Consider the following 17,035-nt stretch of genomic DNA (forward strand, 5'->3'; position numbering starts at 1 on the left):
CAAGGCGGTTGCATCCGCGGCTGGTAAGAAGAAGGCGAAGAAGAAGGCAGCAGCGAAGAAGAAGCCCGCGGCGAAGAAGACCGCGACGAAGAAGAAGACTGCGAGCAAGAAGAAGACGGCCGCGAAGAAGAAGGCTGTCGGTAAGAAGAAGGCGGCGTCTAAGAAGAAGGCGGCGTCTAAGAAGAAGACGGCGTCTAAGAAGAAGACGGCGTCTAAGAAGAAGACGGCCTCCAAGAAGAAGGCGGCTTCCAAGAAGAAGACGGCTTCGAAGAAGAAGGCGGCTTCGAAGAAGAAGGCGGCTTCCAAGAAGAAGGCGGCTTCCAAGAAGAAGGCGGCTTCCAAGAAGAAGGCGGCGTCTAAGAAGAAGGCGGCGTCTAAGAAGAAGGCGGCTTCTAAGAAGAAAACGGCCTCCAAGAAGAAGGCAGCTAGCAAGAAGAAAGCAGCTTCCAAAAAGAAGCCCGCGGCCAAGAAGAAGACGGCCGCACGTAAGAAGGTCAGCCGTCGTAAGAAGCGCTAGCTAGCGCGCTGATCGGAAGGTCGGCGGCCGGCGTTGCAGCCTGCCGCCGCTGTGGACAGGGCTGGCGATCCGCTAGGTAGTCGCGAACTCAGCGCGCACCGCGCGCAAGCTCTCCCCCACGAACTCAGATCGCCACCCGCGCTCCAGGCGCGAACTCGAATGGCCGCGCGAGAACTGCTCGATGTCCCGACGCGACGCGATCGCCGTGGCGCACACGTTTTCGCGCTCTGCCAGGGCGCGCAATTGCGCCATGAGCTTGCGCACCAGGGGCTCGTCCACAGGCGTGTAGGTGCGCGGGGGCTCCACCTCCTCGTCGGCGAAGGGGGTGCAGAGCAGCTCATACAGTTCATCGCCATGGCGTCGCACCACGGCTGCCGGCAAGTCGCGGTGTCGCTGTAGCGAGCGCAAGCTATCCGGGCGACGTTGAGCGAGGCCCAACAACACATCGTCCTTCAGCACCCACTGCCGGGGCTTATCGCGCTCGAGGGCACGGCTCTCGCGCCAGTCGGCGAGGCGCTTGAGCAAGGCGAGAGGTTCGGGGCGTAAGCGCCGTGCCCCTTTCACTCGGCGCCACGCCTCAGAGGTATCTACCTCGTAGAGCTCGGGGTCGATCAGTGCCGCGCTGTCCTCCACCACCCAGTGCTCACGGTCTCGCTCGCGCAGTTCGTCCCGCAGCTGCGCCCAGACGGGCAGCAGGTAGCGCACATCGTCAGCGGCGTAGTCGAGTTGAGCGGGATCGAGGGGGCGTTGCGTCCAGTCGGTTCGCGTGTGGGCCTTGGGCAGGGTGATCTCTTGCCGTTCCTGCACGAGGTGGGCGTAGCTCACCTGCTCGCCGATCCCGAGGAGGCCTGCAGCGATCTGCGTGTCGATGTAAGGAGAGGGCATCAGAGGTTGCCCCAACGCGCGTCGACTCTCCGTGTAGGCGAGTTCGAGGTCCTGCCGCCCTGCGTGCATCACCTTGATGGCGGGTGAGTCAGCGAGGAAGCGCCAGAACGGCCCCAGATCGAGCTCGGCCAACGCATCGATACACGCGACGCGAGTATCGAAGGCAAGTTGGATCAGGCAAAGTCGCGGGTGGTAGGTGCGAACGCGCTCGAACTCGGTGTCTAAGGCAATCTCCTTAGCCACTGCTGCTTCTTTGAGCAGTTCGTCGAGGTCTGGCTGCGTTGTAATGAAGTCGAAGTTCACAGGCACCTGCGCGTGCCCCTTAGGCGTGGGTCGGCCATGCGCCAACCTCAAGAATTGTCATCATGCAGTGAGATTACCATGACCACCGCTGGCGTCGACCGACTCCATTTTCTGGGCATCTGTGGCACGTTCATGGGCGGGCTCGCGCTCCTAGCACGGCAGCTTGGTTATCGCGTAAGTGGCTGCGATCAAAACGTTTATCCGCCTATGAGCACGTTGCTGGCGTCACAGGGAATTGACATCCAGGAAGGCTACGCCGCAGCTCACCTGAAACCGGCGCCCGATCTCGTGGTGGTCGGCAACGCCATGGTGCGCGGGATGGACGCCATCGAGTACATGCTCGATGAGCGTCTGCCGTACGTCTCCGGGCCCCAATGGCTGGGCGAGCACGTGCTTCGCCACCGCCACGTGCTGGCGGTGGCCGGTACCCATGGCAAGACGACCACCACCAGTATGTTGGCGTGGATCCTCGAGCAGGCCGGCCTCGCCCCAGGCTTTCTGGTGGGGGGCGTTCCCGCCAACTTCGGTGTGTCCGCCCGCTTGGGCGGCAATGGAGATCATCCGTCGCCCTACTTCGTGATCGAGGCGGACGAGTACGACACGGCGTTCTTTGATAAGCGCTCGAAGTTCGTGCACTACCACCCGTGCACACTCATCCTGAACAACCTCGAGTATGACCACGCCGATATCTTCCCCGACCTCGGCGCGATCGAAACGCAGTTTCACCACGTCGTGCGCATCGTGCCTCGCGAGGGGCAGGTGATCGCCAATGCGGGCAGTGCCGCCCTCGGACGGGTACTCGAGCGCGGTTGCTGGTCATCGCAAGCCAGCACCGGGTGGTCGGGCGATGGCGCATCCCCCGCATCGCTGGCGAGCGCTGGCACCGATTGGAGACTCGACGTGGGCGAGGCCGAAGTGGGGCACACGCAAGTGCTACGCGATGGTGAGGCACTCGGCACCTTGCCGCCTAACGTCAAGGGTAGGCACAACGCGGAGAATGCCTTGGCGGCGATCGCCGCGGCCGTTCACGTGGGCGTCGAGGCGAGCCAAGCGTTGGAGGCGCTGGCGAGTTTCAAGGGCGTTGCGCGTCGCTTGGAGCGAGTGGACGTGCCCGGCGAGTTCACCGTCTACGACGACTTTGCCCACCACCCCACCGCGGTGGAGCGCACCCTCGACGCCTTGCGCCAGGAGGTGGCCGGGCGAGGCGGGCGATTGATCGCGGTACTCGAGCCGCGTTCGAACACCATGCGCATGGGCGCCCACGGAGCGCACCTGGCAGCCGCGCTGGCACAGGCAGATCAGGCCTGGCTCTACGCGCCCGCCAGCCTGGGTTGGGACGCGAACGCCATCCTGGGCCCGACGCTACCGCAGTTGCGCGTGCATACTGACGTACAGGGTCTCGCTCAGGCCCTGGCCCAGGAGCTGAATGAAGGAGACACGGTGGTCTTGATGAGTAACGGCGCCTTCGGTGGCCTTCGCGAGCGGTTACGGGGTGCGCTGGCACAGCGCTTCGAACGCCAATGAGCGCCGTGGACGATCAGCGCACGATCACCCTGGCCTTCACCGGCGCCTCCGGTGCCCAGTACGGTTTGCGCCTGCTGCAGGTCCTGCTGGCCCGAGAGATCCGCGTGTTCCTGCTCCTGTCCAAGCCGGCGCAAGTGGTGATCGGTATGGAAACGTCGTTGAAGTTGCCCGGACGCTCAGGGGAGATCGAGCGCTACTTCACCGAGCGTTTCGAGGCCGCGCCCGAGCAGTTACGCGTGTTCGGGCGCGAGGAGTGGACCTCACCGGTGGCCAGCGGCTCCGGCGCTCCGCGCGACATGGTCATCTGTCCTTGCAGCATGGCCACGGTCGGCGCGATCGCCGCGGGGGCCGGACGCGAGCTGATCGAGCGTGCGGCCGATGTGGTGATCAAGGAGCGCGGGCACCTGATCGTGGTGCCGCGCGAAACCCCCTTCTCGGTGATCCACCTGGAGAACCTACTGCGCCTCGCACAGTTGGGGGTGACGATCCTGCCCCCGAGCCCTGGCTTCTATCACGAGCCGACCACGATGGACGACCTCATCGACTTCGTCGTCGCCCGCATCCTCGATCAACTCGATGTGCCCCAGGGGCTCATGCCACGCTGGGGCTGGTCATCGCCAGCCAACGGCGGCGACGCTAACCCCTAGGAAGCGTCGCCGCGTGCGAGGCCTCAGGCGGCGATGCGCTCCAGCACGCGATCGGCAGCGGCGATCGTCTGGTCGATGATCTCGTCCGTGTGTGCGATGGAGATGAAGCCCGCCTCGTAGGCTGACGGGGCAAGGTAGATCCCCTCTTCGAGCATCCCACCGAAGAACTGGTTGAAGCGCTCCAGGTTACAGCCCTGTACGTGCTCGAAGCTGGTGACGGGATCTTGTTCGGTGAAGAAGAAGCCGAACATTCCACCCACCACGTGCCGACTCATGGGAATGCCGTGGCGCTTCGCCGCGTCGACCATCCCGGCCGTGAGCCGATCTGCACGCTGCCCCAGGGTGTCGTGGAAACCGGGTGCCTGGAGGTGGCGCAGGGTGACGATGCCCGCGGCCATCGCCAGGGGGCAGCCGGACAACGTGCCAGCCTGGTAGACCGGGCCGGTGGGCGAGACGTGGAGCATCACGTCGCGACGGCCACCGAAGGCCCCGACCGGGGTGCCGCCGCCGATGATCTTACCGAGGGTGGTGAGGTCCGGGGTGACCCCGTACACCGCCTGGGCGCCGCCGAGGGCCACACGGAAGCCCGTCATCACCTCGTCGAAGATCAGCAGGGCGCCGGAGGCGTCACAGACCTCACGGCAGGCTTCCAGGAAGCCGGGCACCGGCGGGATGCAGTTCATGTTGCCCGCGATCGGTTCGATGATGATGCAAGCGATACGGTCGCCCATGTCGGCGAAGGTCTGGCGCACCTGATCGGCGTCATTGTAGCGCAGGGTCACCGTGTGCTCGGCGAGGGCCGCCGGCACGCCCGGCGAGGACGGCACGCCAAAGGTCAGCGCGCCGGAGCCCGCCTTCACCAGCAGGGAATCGCTGTGGCCGTGGTAGCAGCCCTCGAACTTGACGATGGTGTCGCGCCCGGTAAACCCGCGCGCCAGGCGAATGGCGCTCATGGTCGCCTCTGTGCCCGAGCTGTTCATGCGTACCAGCTCGATCGACGGCACAATCTCGCACACGAGCTTGGCGAGGTCGGTCTCACGCGTGGTTGGGGTGCCGAAATGCAGGCCGCTGGCCGCCGCCTCCTGCACCGCGCTGACCACCTCCGGGTGCGCATGGCCGAGGATCATCGGGCCCCAGGAGCCGATGTAGTCGATCAGCTGGCGACCGCTCTCCGTGTGCAGGTACGGGCCCTCGGCGCGGCGCACGAACTCGGGCGTGCCACCCACGGCGCCGAAGGCACGGACGGGCGAGTTCACGCCGCCGGCGATGTAGTGTTTGGCTTCCTCGAAGTGCTGTTCCATCGGTTCGAATCTCTATCTGCGGAGTCAGGGGGAGGGGTGCCTCGCGCGCCGCGCGCGGTGTCACCCTCAGTCGAATAAGGCCCGGTAGTCGCCGGCCGCCGCCTTCACGTCCGGGCTCGAGAACAAGCCGCTGATGGCGGCGATGGCGTGCGCACCCGCCTCGACCAGGGGGGCGCCGTTCTCTGGCGTGATACCGCCGATGGTCACCACGGGCAGGGAGCTACGGGCCACCGCCTCGCCGAGCAAGGCGAGGTCGGCGCGAACCGCGTCGGGCTTGGTGCGTGAGTGGAAGAACGAGCCGAGGGCCACGTAGGACGCATCGGCGCGCTCCGCGCGCAGTACGCGGTCCAGCTCGTCGTAGCAACTCACGCCGATGATCGAGTGGTTCCCGAGGAGCTGGCGGGCATGGGAGACGCTCATGTCGCGCCGACCGAGGTGTACGCCATCGGCGCCGCAGTCGAGGGCGAGCATCGGATCGTCGTTGATGATGAAGCAGGCGCTGAGTTCGGTGCACAGGCCGCGCAATTGCACTGCGACATCGCGCTCGAGGGCGTCGACGCTGCTGGCCCGGTACTGCAGGGTGCGCGCGCCGCCTTCCAGGGCCTCGCGTGCGAGGTCGATCAGCGTGTCCGAATCGGCGACGTCGTTCGGCGTGATGGCGTAGAGGCCACGGGGCAGGGACTGGTACATAGCGTCATTTTATCATCCGCCCGGGGATGAATTGGCCTCGACCTGGTGCGATCGCCTGGGAGAGGGCCGTCGCCGTGTAGCGCTGCGCTGCGTCCATCGCTGTCCCAACCGCGGCGCCGCCAGCGAGTTCGCACGCCAGTGCCGCGGCCAGGGTGCAGCCGGAGCCGTGGAAGCGGCCGGGTAGGCGCGGCCAGGTCCACTGCAGGCGCTCCCCATCGGCCAGGGCGGCGTAGTTGACGACCTGGGGTTGGCCTAGGTCGGCCGCCACGTCGGCCCCCGTGACGAGCACCGCGCAGGCGCACTCCTGTGCCAACGCGCCCGCCAGGGTCTGCGGGTCCGCGTCGTCGTCCGCGTCCATCAGGCGCGCCAGTTCGAAGCGATTGGGGGTGGTGGCGGTCGCCACGGGCAGCAGCGCCTCGCGCAGCACGCGCGCCAGAGGGTCATCCGCCAGACGGCCGCCACCGCCCGCCTTGAGCACCGGATCGAGGACGATGGGCACGCTGGCCAGCTGCTCGCGCAGGCATCGCCCGACGGCCTGCGCCACCTCCACGGTGGGCAGCAGACCGATCTTCACCGCAGCCGGGCGGATGTCATTCAGCAGCACATCCAACTGCTCGGTGACCTGCGACGCCGGCAGGGGGTGCACGCTCACCACGTCGCGCGTGTCCTGGGCCGTGATCGAGGTGATCACCGGCATCGGGTGCAAGCCCAGGGCCGAGGCGGTCTGCAGATCGGCGGCGATGCCGGCGCCCCCGCTGGGGTCGTTGCCGGCGATGATCACCAAGGGCGGCCGCGCGATCGCTGGTGGCGCTTCGTTCATCCGTGTGACAATGCGCGCCCTCGACGCTGCCCCGGGGTGGGCTGCGCGCGGCTGGCATCTTTCCGACGACTTTCAACAGGACTGGTAGCGCGATTCATGAAGGCATATATGTGTGTGATCTGCGGTTTTGTCTACAAGGACGCCGAGGGACATCCCGAGACGGGGATCGCTCCGGGGACGAGCTGGGACGACGTCCCGCTGACCTGGCAGTGTCCTGATTGTGGCGCTACCAAGGAAGACTTCGAGATGATCGAGGTCTGAGCTACCAGAGCGGCTCCAAGGTCAAGCCGCCCTTCCGGCGCAGCAGCTGCACCACGCTGTCTTCCCCCAGCAGGTGCAGTGACCCCACCACCACCAGCTCCACCTCAGGCGACTCCAGCATCGCCATGAGCGACGGTATCCAGCGTGCGTTGCGGTCCGCGACCAGCGAGCGATAGAGGTCTGGCTGGTCACCGAGCGAATCCAGTAGTTCTTCGCGCAAGACTTGCGTGTCCGCCCGCCGCCACGCGCTGATCGTGCGTTCGGTGATGTCGCGCAACTGTCCGAGCTCCTCGAGCGCTTCGCTCAGCATGGCGCGCTGGGTGGGCGTGGCCAGCCCCTCGAAGATCGATAGCTGCTCACTGATGGTCTCCAGGCCGGCGGTCTCGCGACCGTCCTTCGTGGCTCGTGCGCTGAGTTGCGCCTCCACGCCGAGATTGCCGCGAAACCCTAGCTGGGTGAGGTTGATGTTGATCAATACCGTGGCCAGGAACCAGGGGTCGAAACCGTTCACGGCCTGCGGGTCGATGCCCGCCTCGAGCAGCTGCTCGCGCAGCTGTGGGTAGCCGTCGGCGAACACCACATCCAGCGTCCGCAGGGGCGCGGCCGCGCCGAACTCCTGTAGCTTGCGCTCCAACGCGCCTGCTGGCGCGGAGGCGACATCCATCTCCATGACCAGCGTGTCGCTGTTGGCGTAGGCATCGAGGACTGGCGGCGGCAGTGGCATGTCCTTTTCGCGCAGCACGTGTATCGAACCTAACAAGAGTAAATGGTGCTCGCCGTCGCTGACGCGCCACAGGAGGGCCTCGCGTGCGGGGTTCGTCTCAGGCTCGGCGAGGGCCGTGGCGCCGAGCATGTGCGTCAGGCAGAGGCCGGCTACGCTGAGCCAGGTGATCGATGCGCTTTGGCGTTGGTTCACGCGGAGAGGGCCCGGGCGCCCGTGTTGAAGGGCAGCCACACGACCTGCGTGTCGATATCACCGTTGTCGTGCAAGCGCAGATGGCGGTAGCCCGGTCCTCGCGTGCTGTCCGTGCCGAACTCTGCCTGTCGCGGCGCGAACTGTACGCAGGTGGAAGGTGTGCAGAGCAAATGGGCGCCGTCGCGCCGATCGTCGTAGCGCTGGTGGGCATGGCCCCACACGACCGCCCGGACCGACGCGGTGCTGGCCACCACATCCAGCAGGCGTTGGGGCTCCTCCAAGCCTATTGAGTCCATCCAGGTGCTGCCGAGGGCCACCGGTGGATGGTGCAGGGCCAGGAGCTGGTGGCGTCCGCTATCGTCGGTCTTGGCCTCGTCCAGCTGTGCGAGCGAGGCCGCCGTGAGGCGACCACCCACGGCGCCGGGCAGGTGGCTGTCCAGGAGTCGCGCGCACCAGTGCTCACCGAGCAGGTGCATGCCCTCGGTTACGAAGGGGGCGCCGGAGAGAACCTTGCGAAGGGCAGCCGGATCGTCATGGTTGCCAGGGATCGCCAGCACCGGGCAGGGGGCGTCGGCGAATACCTGACGAATATGTTCGTAGGCCTCGTGACTGCCATCGTCGGCGATGTCGCCGGTGAGCAACAGGGCGCCCGGCGCGGGATGACACAACAGGGCGCGGGCGTAGACGGCGTCCAGGCTGTCGCGTGTATCGATGCCGCGCAAGCACTCGCCGGCCGAACGGGTGATGTGCAGATCGGTGAACTGAAGCAGCTCAAACATGGCCGAAAGCATGGGTGCGGCGAGCGGGGCGGTCAAGCCATCTCCGTCTCACTGTTCGACACCGCTCGTCTAGTGCTGAGCGGGCTTGGGAAACAGCTCACGTGTGTCGCCGCGCAAGCGGTACCAGAGCAGGCCCACCCACTCGTGGGCTGCCCAGTCCAGCTGGGCGAGTGCACGGACCCCTTGTGGCAGGGAGAAGCCGTCGCTGCCCGTTCGAAAATCCGTGGGGAAGGCGGTCACGGGCACGCCTGCAGCACGAAACACGCCCATCGAGCGGGGCATATGGAAAGCGGACGTCACCAGCCACCATTCACAGCTTTCCGCCGGCGCCGTTGCTTCGATCAGTCGAGCGACCTCGAGAGCTGCGCCCTTCGTGTCGGTCGAGAGGTTCTCGAAGGTGATCTCGCGGTTGGGGAGGGCCGCTCGCAGGATCGATCGTGCCACAGTGCTCTGGGATGTCCCCTGGTGCAGGCGCCCCCGCCCGCTGTGGATCAACGCCGCTTCGGGGAAGCGGCGAGCCAGCACTATGAAAGTCATCAGTCGATCAGCGGAATCGTTGACGTGGGGGATGCCGTAGGTCTGACTCAGAACCACTTGCTCAGCGCCCGCGAGTACCACCAGGCCGCAGGGGGGAGGGGTATCTGCGGGGGGCGGTGAGAATCGCCTCTCGAGGGGCGCGATCAGCCAGTCGCTGGCAGGGGTCAGGGCGCCGATCAGCAGGGTGATCAGGGCGGTCCCTGCCAGCCGGGCACCGAGCCGCCGCCAGCGCGGGCGCAGGCAGAGCAGCGCCCCGATGGAAAGGCCCCAGAGCATCAGATGGCTGGGTTGAATCAACCACCACAGGTCGTAGCGCGTCATGGTCTTCCGAGGCAGGGGGGTAGGTCTGAAACGGCGAGGGCCGGAATGCGCTGCGCACCCCGGCCCTCGTCCGTTCGAGCGATGGCCGCGCGGGGCGGCCGACGGTCGATCAGTAGCGGTAGTGGTCGGGCTTGTAGGGGCCTTCCACCTTCACGCCGATGTAGTCGGCCTGCTCCGGCGTGAGCTCCGTGAGCTTGGCGCCGATGCGGTCGAGGTGCAGGCGTGCCACCTTCTCGTCCAGGTGCTTCGGCAGCACGTAGACGTCCTTCTTGTAGTTGTCACCGTTCTGCCACAGCTCCATCTGCGCCAGCACCTGGTTGGTGAAGGAGTTGGACATGACGAAGCTCGGGTGGCCCGTGGCGCAGCCGAGGTTCACCAGGCGACCCTGGGCCAGCAGCGTGATGCGGTTGCCGTTGGGGAAGATGATGTGGTCGACACCATCCTTGATGTTGTCCCACTCGAACTGCTTCAGACCTGCGACGTCGATCTCGTTGTCGAAGTGGCCGATGTTGCAGACGATGGCCTCGTTGCGCATCTGCGTCATGAGGTCGGTGGTGATGATGTTGAAGTTGCCGGTGGCGGTGACGAAGATGTCCACGTCGCCGATCACATCGTTGATGTCGACAACCTTGTAGCCTTCCATCGCCGCCTGCAGGGCGCAGATCGGGTCGACTTCCGTGACCATGGTGATGGCGCCGAGGGCGCGCAGGGACTGGGCTGAGCCCTTGCCCACGTCGCCGAAGCCGCAGACCAGCGCGGTCTTACCAGCCACCATCACGTCCGTGGCGCGCTTGATGGCGTCGACCAGGGACTCACGACAACCGTAGAGGTTGTCGAACTTGGACTTCGTGACCGAGTCGTTCACGTTGATGGCGGGGAAGGGCAGCTTGCCCTCCTTGGCCAGGCGGTAGAGACGGTTCACGCCGGTGGTGGTCTCTTCCGTCACGCCCTGGATGTTGGCGAGGGTGCGCGAGTAGAAGGTGGGGTCCTTCTGCAGGCGAGCTTTGATGGACTTGAAGAGGGCGATCTCTTCCTCGCTGCCGGGGTTGTCGAGGACGCTGATGTCCTTCTCGGCGCGGGTGCCGAGGGTCAGCAGCCCCGTGGCGTCGCCGCCGTCATCCAGGATCATGTTCGGGGTGCCACCGTCATGCCATTCCATGATGCGGTGGGTGTAGTCCCAGTACTCGTCCAGGGTCTCGCCCTTCACGGCGAAGACGGGCACGCCGGTCTTCACGATGGCGGAGGCCGCATGGTCCTGGGTGGAGAAGATGTTGCAGGACGCCCAGCGCACTTCGGCGCCGAGGGCGGTGAGGGTCTCGATCAGCACGGCGGTCTGCACGGTCATGTGCAGGGAGCCGGCGATGCGGGCGCCCTTCAGGGGCTTGGACTCACCGAACTCCTCACGCAGCGCCATCAGGCCCGGCATTTCGGTTTCAGCGATGTTCAGTTCCTTGCGGCCCCAATCGGCGAGTGCGAGATCGCGGACGACGTAGTCAGCGTCCACTTTTTCCAAAGGAGTGCTCATGTTGGTCTCCGTTTTCGTGTCGTGGTGGTGGCAGCCAGCAAAGGGGCCTGCGCTGCCCGTTGTTCGTTACCTAGTGCAGGATCGATTCGCTTAGCCGATGGCGGCGCGCAGGGCATCGGCCTTATCGGTTTGCTCCCAGCTGAACTGGGGCTCTTCGCGGCCGAAGTGGCCGTAGCTCGCCGTCGCCTGGTAGATCGGGCGCACCAGATCGAGGGACGTTCGGATGCCGTAGGGCGTGAGGTCGAAGTGTTCGCGAATCAGCTGCGTGAGCTGCTCGTCCGCCACCTTGCCGGTGCCGAAGGTATCGACGGTGATCGAGGTGGGCTCGGCCACGCCGATGGCGTAGGACACCTGGATCTCGCAGCGATCGGCGAGGCCCGCGGCGACCACGTTCTTGGCCACGTAGCGGCAGGCGTAGGCCGCGGAGCGGTCCACCTTCGAGGGGTCCTTGCCGGAGAAGGCACCGCCGCCGTGGCGCGCCATGCCGCCGTAGGTATCGACGATGATCTTGCGCCCGGTGAGGCCGCAGTCGCCCACGGGACCGCCGATCACGAAGCGGCCGGTCGGGTTGATGTGGATATGCTCCGCCGGGCACCCGGCCAGCCACTCGGCGGGCAGCACGGGCTTCAAGATCTCCTCCATCACCGCCTCGCGCAGATGCTCAGTGCTGATCTCTTCGGCGTGCTGGGTGGAGAGCACCACGGCGTCGAGGCCGACGGGCTTGTGGTCTTCGTAGCGCAGGGTAACCTGGCTCTTCGCGTCCGGGCGCAACCAGGGCAGGGTGCCGTTCTTGCGCACTTCGGCCTGACGCTTGACCAGGCGGTGCGAGTAGGTGATCGGGGCCGGCATGAGCACGTCGGTCTCGTTGGTGGCGTAGCCGAACATGAGGCCTTGGTCGCCTGCACCCTGGGCCTTGTCTTCCTCGCGGTCGACGCCCTGAGCGATGTCCACGGACTGCTTGCCGATGGCGTTGATCACGGCGCAGGTAGCGCCGTCGAAGCCCATGTCCGAGTGGGAGTAGCCGATCTCCAGGATGGTCTTGCGAACGAGGTCTTCGAGGTCGATCCAGGCGTTGGTGGTGACCTCGCCGGCCACGATGGCCATACCGGTCTTCACCATGGTCTCGCACGCCACGCGGGCCCGAGAGTCCTCCGCCAGGATGGCGTCGAGCACGGCATCGGAGATTTGGTCCGCAATCTTATCCGGATGACCTTCCGACACCGACTCGGAAGTGAAAAGGTACGATTTGCTCATATTTCTTCTGTCCCCGTGGGTAAACGAGACGCTCGGGCACCCTCTGGGGGATGCTTCCTCAGGTTGTGGACCGGACTGGACTGGCCCGTAAAACTGCTTCTGGAATCAGCTAGATAGGCGGCTTCGCGGCTGCGCAGCGAGCGCGGATTATACAGCAACTCCGCCGCAGTGCCGAAAAGCCGTCACGCTTTGAAGCATTCTTCGCCGCGCTCACGCGTAGGGCGATGCTAGAATTCGTCGTCGCCAACATCGCCGTATCGCTCGAGGGGTAGCATGCCCGCCTTGGAATCGCCCGTCTGCGATTTCGGTTCACCTATTCCAGATTTCTGCCTGCCAGACCCAGCCGGCGCGCTTTTCCGACGCGACGACTGCACCGGTACGCGCGGATTGTTGGTTATGTTCCTCTGCAACCACTGCCCGTTCGTTCAGGCCGTGCTCCCGCGGCTGGTGGAGCAGGCCCGCGCCCTCGCCGCCGAGGGCGTCGGCTCGGTCGCCCTCATGCCCAACGACTATCGGGCCTACCCGGCGGACGCACCTCCCGAGATGCAGGGCCTGAGCGAGCGGATGGATTTCCCCTTCCCCTACCTGGTGGATGAGGGCGGTGAGGTGGCGCGCCACTTCGGCGCGGTCTGCACGCCTGATTTCTTCGGCTACAACGCCGCCGGGCTGCTGCAATATCGCGGTCGGCTGGACGACGCCCGCCTGCAGCCGGCGACTGAAGACACTCGCCAGGAGCTGCTCGACGCCATGCGCGCCGTGGCCCGCACCGGCCAAGGGCCCGCGGAGCAGTTTCCGAGCATGGGCTGCTCCATCAAGTGGGCTGACGCCTAGGTGCGCGCCCGGCCGCTCAAGGACGAGGCGTCACTTTGGTTGATGGCGCTCCGGGCGCGCGAGACAATGCGCGCCCATTTGATTCACAACGCCGGTCATCCGACGACTAGATCCCGCTAGAGGTTCATGCATGCCCACCCGTAGAGATTTAGCCAACGCGCTACGCGCCCTCGCCATGGATGCCGTAGAGCAGGCACGTTCGGGGCATCCGGGCATGCCCATGGGCATGGCGGACATGGCCGAGGTGTTGTGGAACGACTGGTTGGTGCACAACCCGGCTAACCCGCGGTGGGACAATCGCGACCGCTTCGTGGTCTCCAACGGCCACGGCTCCATGCTGGTGTACGCCTTGCTGCACCTGACCGGCTACGACCTGCCCCTCGAAGAGCTGCGAAACTTCCGCCAACTCGGTTCACGCACCCCGGGCCATCCTGAGTACGGCATCACCCCGGGTGTGGAGACCACCACCGGTCCCCTCGGCCAGGGCATCGCCAACGCCGTCGGCATGGCCCTCGCCGAACAGGTGCTGGCCGCCCGCTTCAATCGCCCGGGCTTTCCGATCGTCGACCACCACACCTACGTGTTCCTCGGCGACGGGTGCCTCATGGAGGGCATCTCCCACGAGGCGTGCTCCCTTGCCGGCACCTTGGGGCTCGGCAAGCTCATCGCCCTCTACGACGACAACGGCATCTCCATCGACGGCGATGTGCGCGGCTGGTTTACGGACGATACGGAGCAGCGCTTCCTGTCCTACGGCTGGCACGTGATCGACGACATCGACGGCCACGACCCCGACGCCGTGGCTCGTGCCCTCGAAGTGGCGCGCTCCATCGAAGACAAGCCCACGCTGATCATGTGTCGCACGGTGATCGGCTACGGCTCGCCGGCGAAGGAAGGCACGGGGGATTGCCACGGCGCGCCCCTCGGCGCGGAGGAAGTGCAGGCCGCGCGCCAGCGCCTCGGCTGGGAGCATGGCCCCTTCGAGATCCCCGACGACATCCGCAGCGGCTGGGACGCGCGGGCGCGCGGCGCTGAGCGCGAAGCCGCCTGGCAGCAGCTCTTCGATGAATACCGGGAGAAGTATCCGGACGAGTCGCGCGAGTACCTGCGCCGCATGGCCGGTGAGCTGCCCGCGGATTGGGAGCTGAAGGCGGCGGATGCGATCTCCGTGAGTGCCGGTCAGGCCAAGGACATGGCCTCGCGTAAGGCCTCCCAGCTCGCCTTGGAGGCCTTCGGTCCCCTGCTCCCGGAATTGCTAGGTGGCTCGGCTGACCTCGCTGGCTCGAACAACACGATCTGGTCCGGCTCGAAGGCGATCAGCGCCCGTGAGGCGGACGGCAACTACCTGCACTACGGCGTGCGCGAGTTCGCGATGACGGCGCTGGCGAGCGGCCTCGCCCTGCACGGCGGCTTCATCCCCTATTCGGCCACCTTCCTGGTCTTCTCCGACTACGCGCGTAACGCCGTGCGCATGGCCGCCCTGATGGGCCTGCGCAATATCCTCGTCTACACCCACGACAGCATCGGCGTGGGCGAGGACGGGCCCACCCACCAGCCGGTGGAGCACGCAGCGTCCCTGCGCCTCATTCCGAACCTGTCCCTGTGGCGTCCCTGCGATGCGGTGGAATCCATGGTGGCATGGGCCTGCGCGATCGAACGACGCGAGGGCCCCACGGCGTTGATCTTCACCCGCCAGGGCTTGCCTCACCAGCCGCGTACGCCCGGCCAGCTGCAGGACGTTCGTCGCGGCGGCTACACCCTGGTCGAGGCGAACGGCGCGCCGGAGGCGATTCTGATCGCCACCGGCAGCGAGGTGGGACTGGCCGTGGACGCGGCTAAGCTGCTGGCCGAGAAGGGGCGCGCCGTGCGCGTCGTGTCCATGCCGTGCACGGACCTGTTCGACGCCCAGAGCGCGGAGTATCGCCAGAGCGTGTTGCCGCCGTCGGTCACCGCGCGCGTGGCCGTGGAGGCGGGCAAGACCGATCTGTGGTGGCGCTACGTCGGCGCCCAGGGCGACGTCGTCGGCCTCGACCGCTACGGCGAGTCCGCCCCTGGCAAGGTCGTGTTCGAACACTTTGGATTTACCGCCGAGGCCGTCGCCGACCGGGTCGAGACCCTGCTCGGCGCCGTCTCGTAACTTCAGGAGGGAGTCATGGCGATCAACATCGCGATCAACGGATATGGACGTATCGGCCGCATGGTGCTGCGTGCCTGCTACGAGGCTGGACGCAACAAGGACATTCGCATCGTCGCGATAAACGACCTGGGCGACTCCGAGACCAACGCACACCTCACGCGCTTCGACACGGCCCACGGCCGCTTCAGTTCGCAGGTCGTGGTGGACGGCAACGACATGGTGGTGGACGGCGATCGCATCCGCGTACTCGCCGAGCGCGACCCGTCCAAGCTGCCCTGGGGCGAGCATGACGTCGACGTGGTGCTCGAGTGCACGGGCCTGTTCGCCTCGCGCACCAAGGCCGCGCCGCACCTGGAAGCCGGCGCCAAGAAGGTGCTGATCTCCGCCCCCGCCGGCAAGGACGTGGACGCCACCGTGGTGTACGGCGTCAACCACGACGTGCTCAAGGCGGAGCACAAGGTGGTCTCCAACGCCTCGTGCACCACCAACTGCCTGGCCCCGATGGTCAAGCCGTTGCACGAGGCGATCGGCCTCGAGGCGGGCCTCATGACCACTGTGCACGCCTACACCAACGATCAGGTGTTGACCGACGTCTTCCACAAGGACCTGCGCCGCGCCCGTTCCGCGACCCACTCGATGATCCCCACCAAGACCGGTGCCGCTGCCGCGGTGGGTCTGGTGCTGCCGGAGCTGGACGGTCGCCTGGACGGCTACGCCATCCGCGTGCCCACGATCAACGTCTCCCTCGTGGACCTCACCTTCACGGCCGCCCGCGAGACCTCCGTCGACGAGGTCAACAGCACGCTGAAGGCCGCCGCAGAAGGCCCCCTCAAGGGCATCCTGGCCTACAACGAGGCGCCGCTGGTGTCCGTGGACTTCAACCACGACGCCCACTCCTCCACCGTCGACGGCGCCCTGACCAAGGTGTCCGGTCGCCTGGTGAAGGTGAACTCCTGGTACGACAATGAGTGGGGCTTCTCCAACCGCATGCTCGACACCATGCAAGCCATGATGAGCGCCAAGTGACCCCACTGACTGACGACCGCTCATGAGCATCTTGCGGATGGCGGAGGTGGACCTCGCGGAGCAGCGCGTGCTGATCCGCGAGGACCTCAACGTGCCGGTGCGCGGGGGCGAGGTGGTGAGCGATGCGCGCATCCGCGCCGCTCTGCCCACGCTGCAGCTGGCTCTGGAGCGCAACGCCGCCGTGATCGTGGTGTCCCACCGCGGGCGCCCTGAGGCCGGGCAGCCTGACCCGGAGCTGTCGATGGAACCCGTCGCGCGGCACCTGGCAGGCCTGCTAGGCCGTGAGGTGCGCTTCGAGGCGGAGTGGATCGACGGCGTCGAGGTGGCACCGGGCGAGATCGTGCTCTGCGACAACGTGCGCTTCCTGGTCGGTGAAAAGACCAACGATCCCGCCCTTGCCAAGCGTCTCGCCGCCCTGTGCGACGTGTACGTGATGGATGCTTTCGGCACCGCCCACCGGGCCCACGCCAGCACCGCCGGCGTGGCCGAGCACGCCCCGGTGGCGTGCGCCGGGCCCCTGCTGATGGGCGAACTCGACGCCCTGGCGCGTGCCCTGGATCATCCCCTGCGTCCGATGCTGGCGATCGTCGGCGGCAGTAAGGTATCCACCAAGCTCACGCTCCTCGAGTCCCTGCTCGATCGGGTGGATCAGCTGATCGTCGGCGGCGGCATCGCCAATACTTTCATCGCCGCGGCGGGCCACAACGTCGGCAAGTCGCTCTACGAACCGGATCTCCTGGACACGGCGCGCGCGCTGGTGC

At 66.4% G+C, this 17,035-nt stretch carries 16 protein-coding genes; 7 read left to right on the top strand and 9 right to left on the bottom strand.

What is annotated here, in order from left to right:
* Positions 1-589: 589 nt before the first annotated feature.
* Positions 590-1,711 carry a ribonuclease D gene (gene rnd / locus AAF184_02215; GenBank protein MEO0421119.1) on the bottom strand — a complete coding sequence of 374 codons (1,122 nt, stop codon included), beginning with the start codon at positions 1,709-1,711 and terminating at the stop codon, positions 590-592.
* 72 nt (positions 1,712-1,783) lie between these two features.
* Here rnd and mpl point away from each other — a divergent pair, with 72 nt between their 5' ends.
* Entirely contained in the window at positions 1,784-3,229 is a 1,446-nt protein-coding gene (mpl, locus tag AAF184_02220) for a UDP-N-acetylmuramate:L-alanyl-gamma-D-glutamyl-meso-diaminopimelate ligase (GenBank protein MEO0421120.1), read from the top strand.
* Positions 3,226-3,876 (top strand): flavin prenyltransferase UbiX, encoded by a 651-nt coding sequence (locus AAF184_02225; protein MEO0421121.1) that lies wholly within the window; start codon positions 3,226-3,228, stop codon positions 3,874-3,876. Before mpl ends, AAF184_02225 begins: the two co-directional genes overlap by 4 nt.
* A gap of 23 nt (positions 3,877-3,899) precedes the next feature.
* On the opposite strand, the gene hemL is transcribed toward AAF184_02225, so the two are convergent.
* From hemL to AAF184_02240, 3 genes are all read right to left on the bottom strand, one after another.
* The gene (hemL, locus tag AAF184_02230) at positions 3,900-5,177 is read right to left on the bottom strand and encodes a glutamate-1-semialdehyde 2,1-aminomutase (GenBank protein MEO0421122.1); all 1,278 of its coding nucleotides are present in this window, start codon (positions 5,175-5,177) and stop codon (positions 3,900-3,902) included.
* 66 nt (positions 5,178-5,243) lie between these two features.
* The gene (gene thiE / locus AAF184_02235; protein MEO0421123.1) at positions 5,244-5,867 is read right to left on the bottom strand and encodes a thiamine phosphate synthase; all 624 of its coding nucleotides are present in this window, start codon (positions 5,865-5,867) and stop codon (positions 5,244-5,246) included.
* A gap of 4 nt (positions 5,868-5,871) precedes the next feature.
* Complete coding sequence (locus AAF184_02240) at positions 5,872-6,687, bottom strand: hydroxymethylpyrimidine/phosphomethylpyrimidine kinase (protein ID MEO0421124.1); 816 nt, start codon at positions 6,685-6,687, stop codon at positions 5,872-5,874.
* Between the two features lie 96 nt (positions 6,688-6,783).
* Between AAF184_02240 and AAF184_02245 the strand changes: the two genes are divergently transcribed.
* The gene (locus AAF184_02245) at positions 6,784-6,948 is read left to right on the top strand and encodes a rubredoxin (GenBank protein MEO0421125.1); all 165 of its coding nucleotides are present in this window, start codon (positions 6,784-6,786) and stop codon (positions 6,946-6,948) included.
* Position 6,949: 1 nt separating this feature from the next.
* Here the strand turns inward: AAF184_02245 and AAF184_02250 are convergent, their stop codons facing one another.
* The 5 genes from AAF184_02250 to metK all read right to left on the bottom strand — a co-directional run bounded on the left by AAF184_02250 (position 6,950) and on the right by metK (position 12,280).
* On the bottom strand, positions 6,950-7,864 hold the full coding sequence (locus AAF184_02250; protein ID MEO0421126.1) for a TraB/GumN family protein: 915 nt from the start codon (positions 7,862-7,864) through the stop codon (positions 6,950-6,952).
* Complete coding sequence (locus AAF184_02255) at positions 7,861-8,679, bottom strand: phosphodiesterase (protein MEO0421127.1); 819 nt, start codon at positions 8,677-8,679, stop codon at positions 7,861-7,863. The genes AAF184_02250 and AAF184_02255 overlap by 4 nt, the downstream gene beginning before the upstream one ends.
* Positions 8,680-8,712: 33 nt before the next feature.
* A complete protein-coding gene (locus tag AAF184_02260) occupies positions 8,713-9,501 on the bottom strand; it encodes a YdcF family protein (protein MEO0421128.1) in 789 nt (262 codons plus the stop codon).
* Positions 9,502-9,610: 109 nt separating this feature from the next.
* Positions 9,611-11,026: an adenosylhomocysteinase gene (ahcY, locus tag AAF184_02265; protein MEO0421129.1), complete on the bottom strand. Its 1,416-nt coding sequence runs from the start codon at positions 11,024-11,026 to the stop codon at positions 9,611-9,613.
* A 90-nt stretch (positions 11,027-11,116) separates the two neighbouring features.
* Positions 11,117-12,280 (bottom strand): methionine adenosyltransferase, encoded by a 1,164-nt coding sequence (gene metK, locus AAF184_02270; protein MEO0421130.1) that lies wholly within the window; start codon positions 12,278-12,280, stop codon positions 11,117-11,119.
* A gap of 273 nt (positions 12,281-12,553) precedes the next feature.
* On the opposite strand from metK, the gene AAF184_02275 reads away from it, so the two are divergent.
* The 4 genes from AAF184_02275 to pgk form a co-directional block, all read left to right on the top strand.
* Positions 12,554-13,111: a thioredoxin family protein gene (locus tag AAF184_02275; GenBank protein ID MEO0421131.1), complete on the top strand. Its 558-nt coding sequence runs from the start codon at positions 12,554-12,556 to the stop codon at positions 13,109-13,111.
* A 130-nt stretch (positions 13,112-13,241) separates the two neighbouring features.
* A complete protein-coding gene (tkt, locus tag AAF184_02280; protein ID MEO0421132.1) occupies positions 13,242-15,248 on the top strand; it encodes a transketolase in 2,007 nt (668 codons plus the stop codon).
* Between the two features lie 15 nt (positions 15,249-15,263).
* Positions 15,264-16,274 (top strand): type I glyceraldehyde-3-phosphate dehydrogenase, encoded by a 1,011-nt coding sequence (gene gap / locus AAF184_02285; protein MEO0421133.1) that lies wholly within the window; start codon positions 15,264-15,266, stop codon positions 16,272-16,274.
* Positions 16,275-16,296: 22 nt separating this feature from the next.
* The coding region (pgk, locus tag AAF184_02290) for a phosphoglycerate kinase (protein MEO0421134.1) at positions 16,297-17,035 on the top strand (739 nt) is incomplete at its 3' end.

This window comes from Pseudomonadota bacterium, from assembly GCA_039815145.1.
Classification (GTDB): domain Bacteria; phylum Pseudomonadota; class Gammaproteobacteria; order Steroidobacterales; family JBCBZW01; genus JBCBZW01.

What these genes read in the sequence shown, in the direction of transcription:
- AAF184_02225 (MEO0421121.1), top strand. Translation starts at nt 3,226, where the DNA reads ATGAGCGCCGTGGACGATCAGCGCACGATCACCCTGGCCTTCACCGGC.
- tkt (MEO0421132.1), top strand. Translation starts at nt 13,242, where the DNA reads ATGCCCACCCGTAGAGATTTAGCCAACGCGCTACGCGCCCTCGCCATG.
- AAF184_02245 (MEO0421125.1), top strand. Translation starts at nt 6,784, where the DNA reads ATGAAGGCATATATGTGTGTGATCTGCGGTTTTGTCTACAAGGACGCC.
- metK (MEO0421130.1), bottom strand. Translation starts at nt 12,280, where the DNA reads ATGAGCAAATCGTACCTTTTCACTTCCGAGTCGGTGTCGGAAGGTCAT.
- AAF184_02260 (MEO0421128.1), bottom strand. Translation starts at nt 9,501, where the DNA reads ATGACGCGCTACGACCTGTGGTGGTTGATTCAACCCAGCCATCTGATG.
- AAF184_02240 (MEO0421124.1), bottom strand. Translation starts at nt 6,687, where the DNA reads ATGAACGAAGCGCCACCAGCGATCGCGCGGCCGCCCTTGGTGATCATC.
- gap (MEO0421133.1), top strand. Translation starts at nt 15,264, where the DNA reads ATGGCGATCAACATCGCGATCAACGGATATGGACGTATCGGCCGCATG.
- ahcY (MEO0421129.1), bottom strand. Translation starts at nt 11,026, where the DNA reads ATGAGCACTCCTTTGGAAAAAGTGGACGCTGACTACGTCGTCCGCGAT.
- thiE (MEO0421123.1), bottom strand. Translation starts at nt 5,867, where the DNA reads ATGTACCAGTCCCTGCCCCGTGGCCTCTACGCCATCACGCCGAACGAC.
- AAF184_02275 (MEO0421131.1), top strand. Translation starts at nt 12,554, where the DNA reads ATGCCCGCCTTGGAATCGCCCGTCTGCGATTTCGGTTCACCTATTCCA.
- hemL (MEO0421122.1), bottom strand. Translation starts at nt 5,177, where the DNA reads ATGGAACAGCACTTCGAGGAAGCCAAACACTACATCGCCGGCGGCGTG.
- mpl (MEO0421120.1), top strand. Translation starts at nt 1,784, where the DNA reads ATGACCACCGCTGGCGTCGACCGACTCCATTTTCTGGGCATCTGTGGC.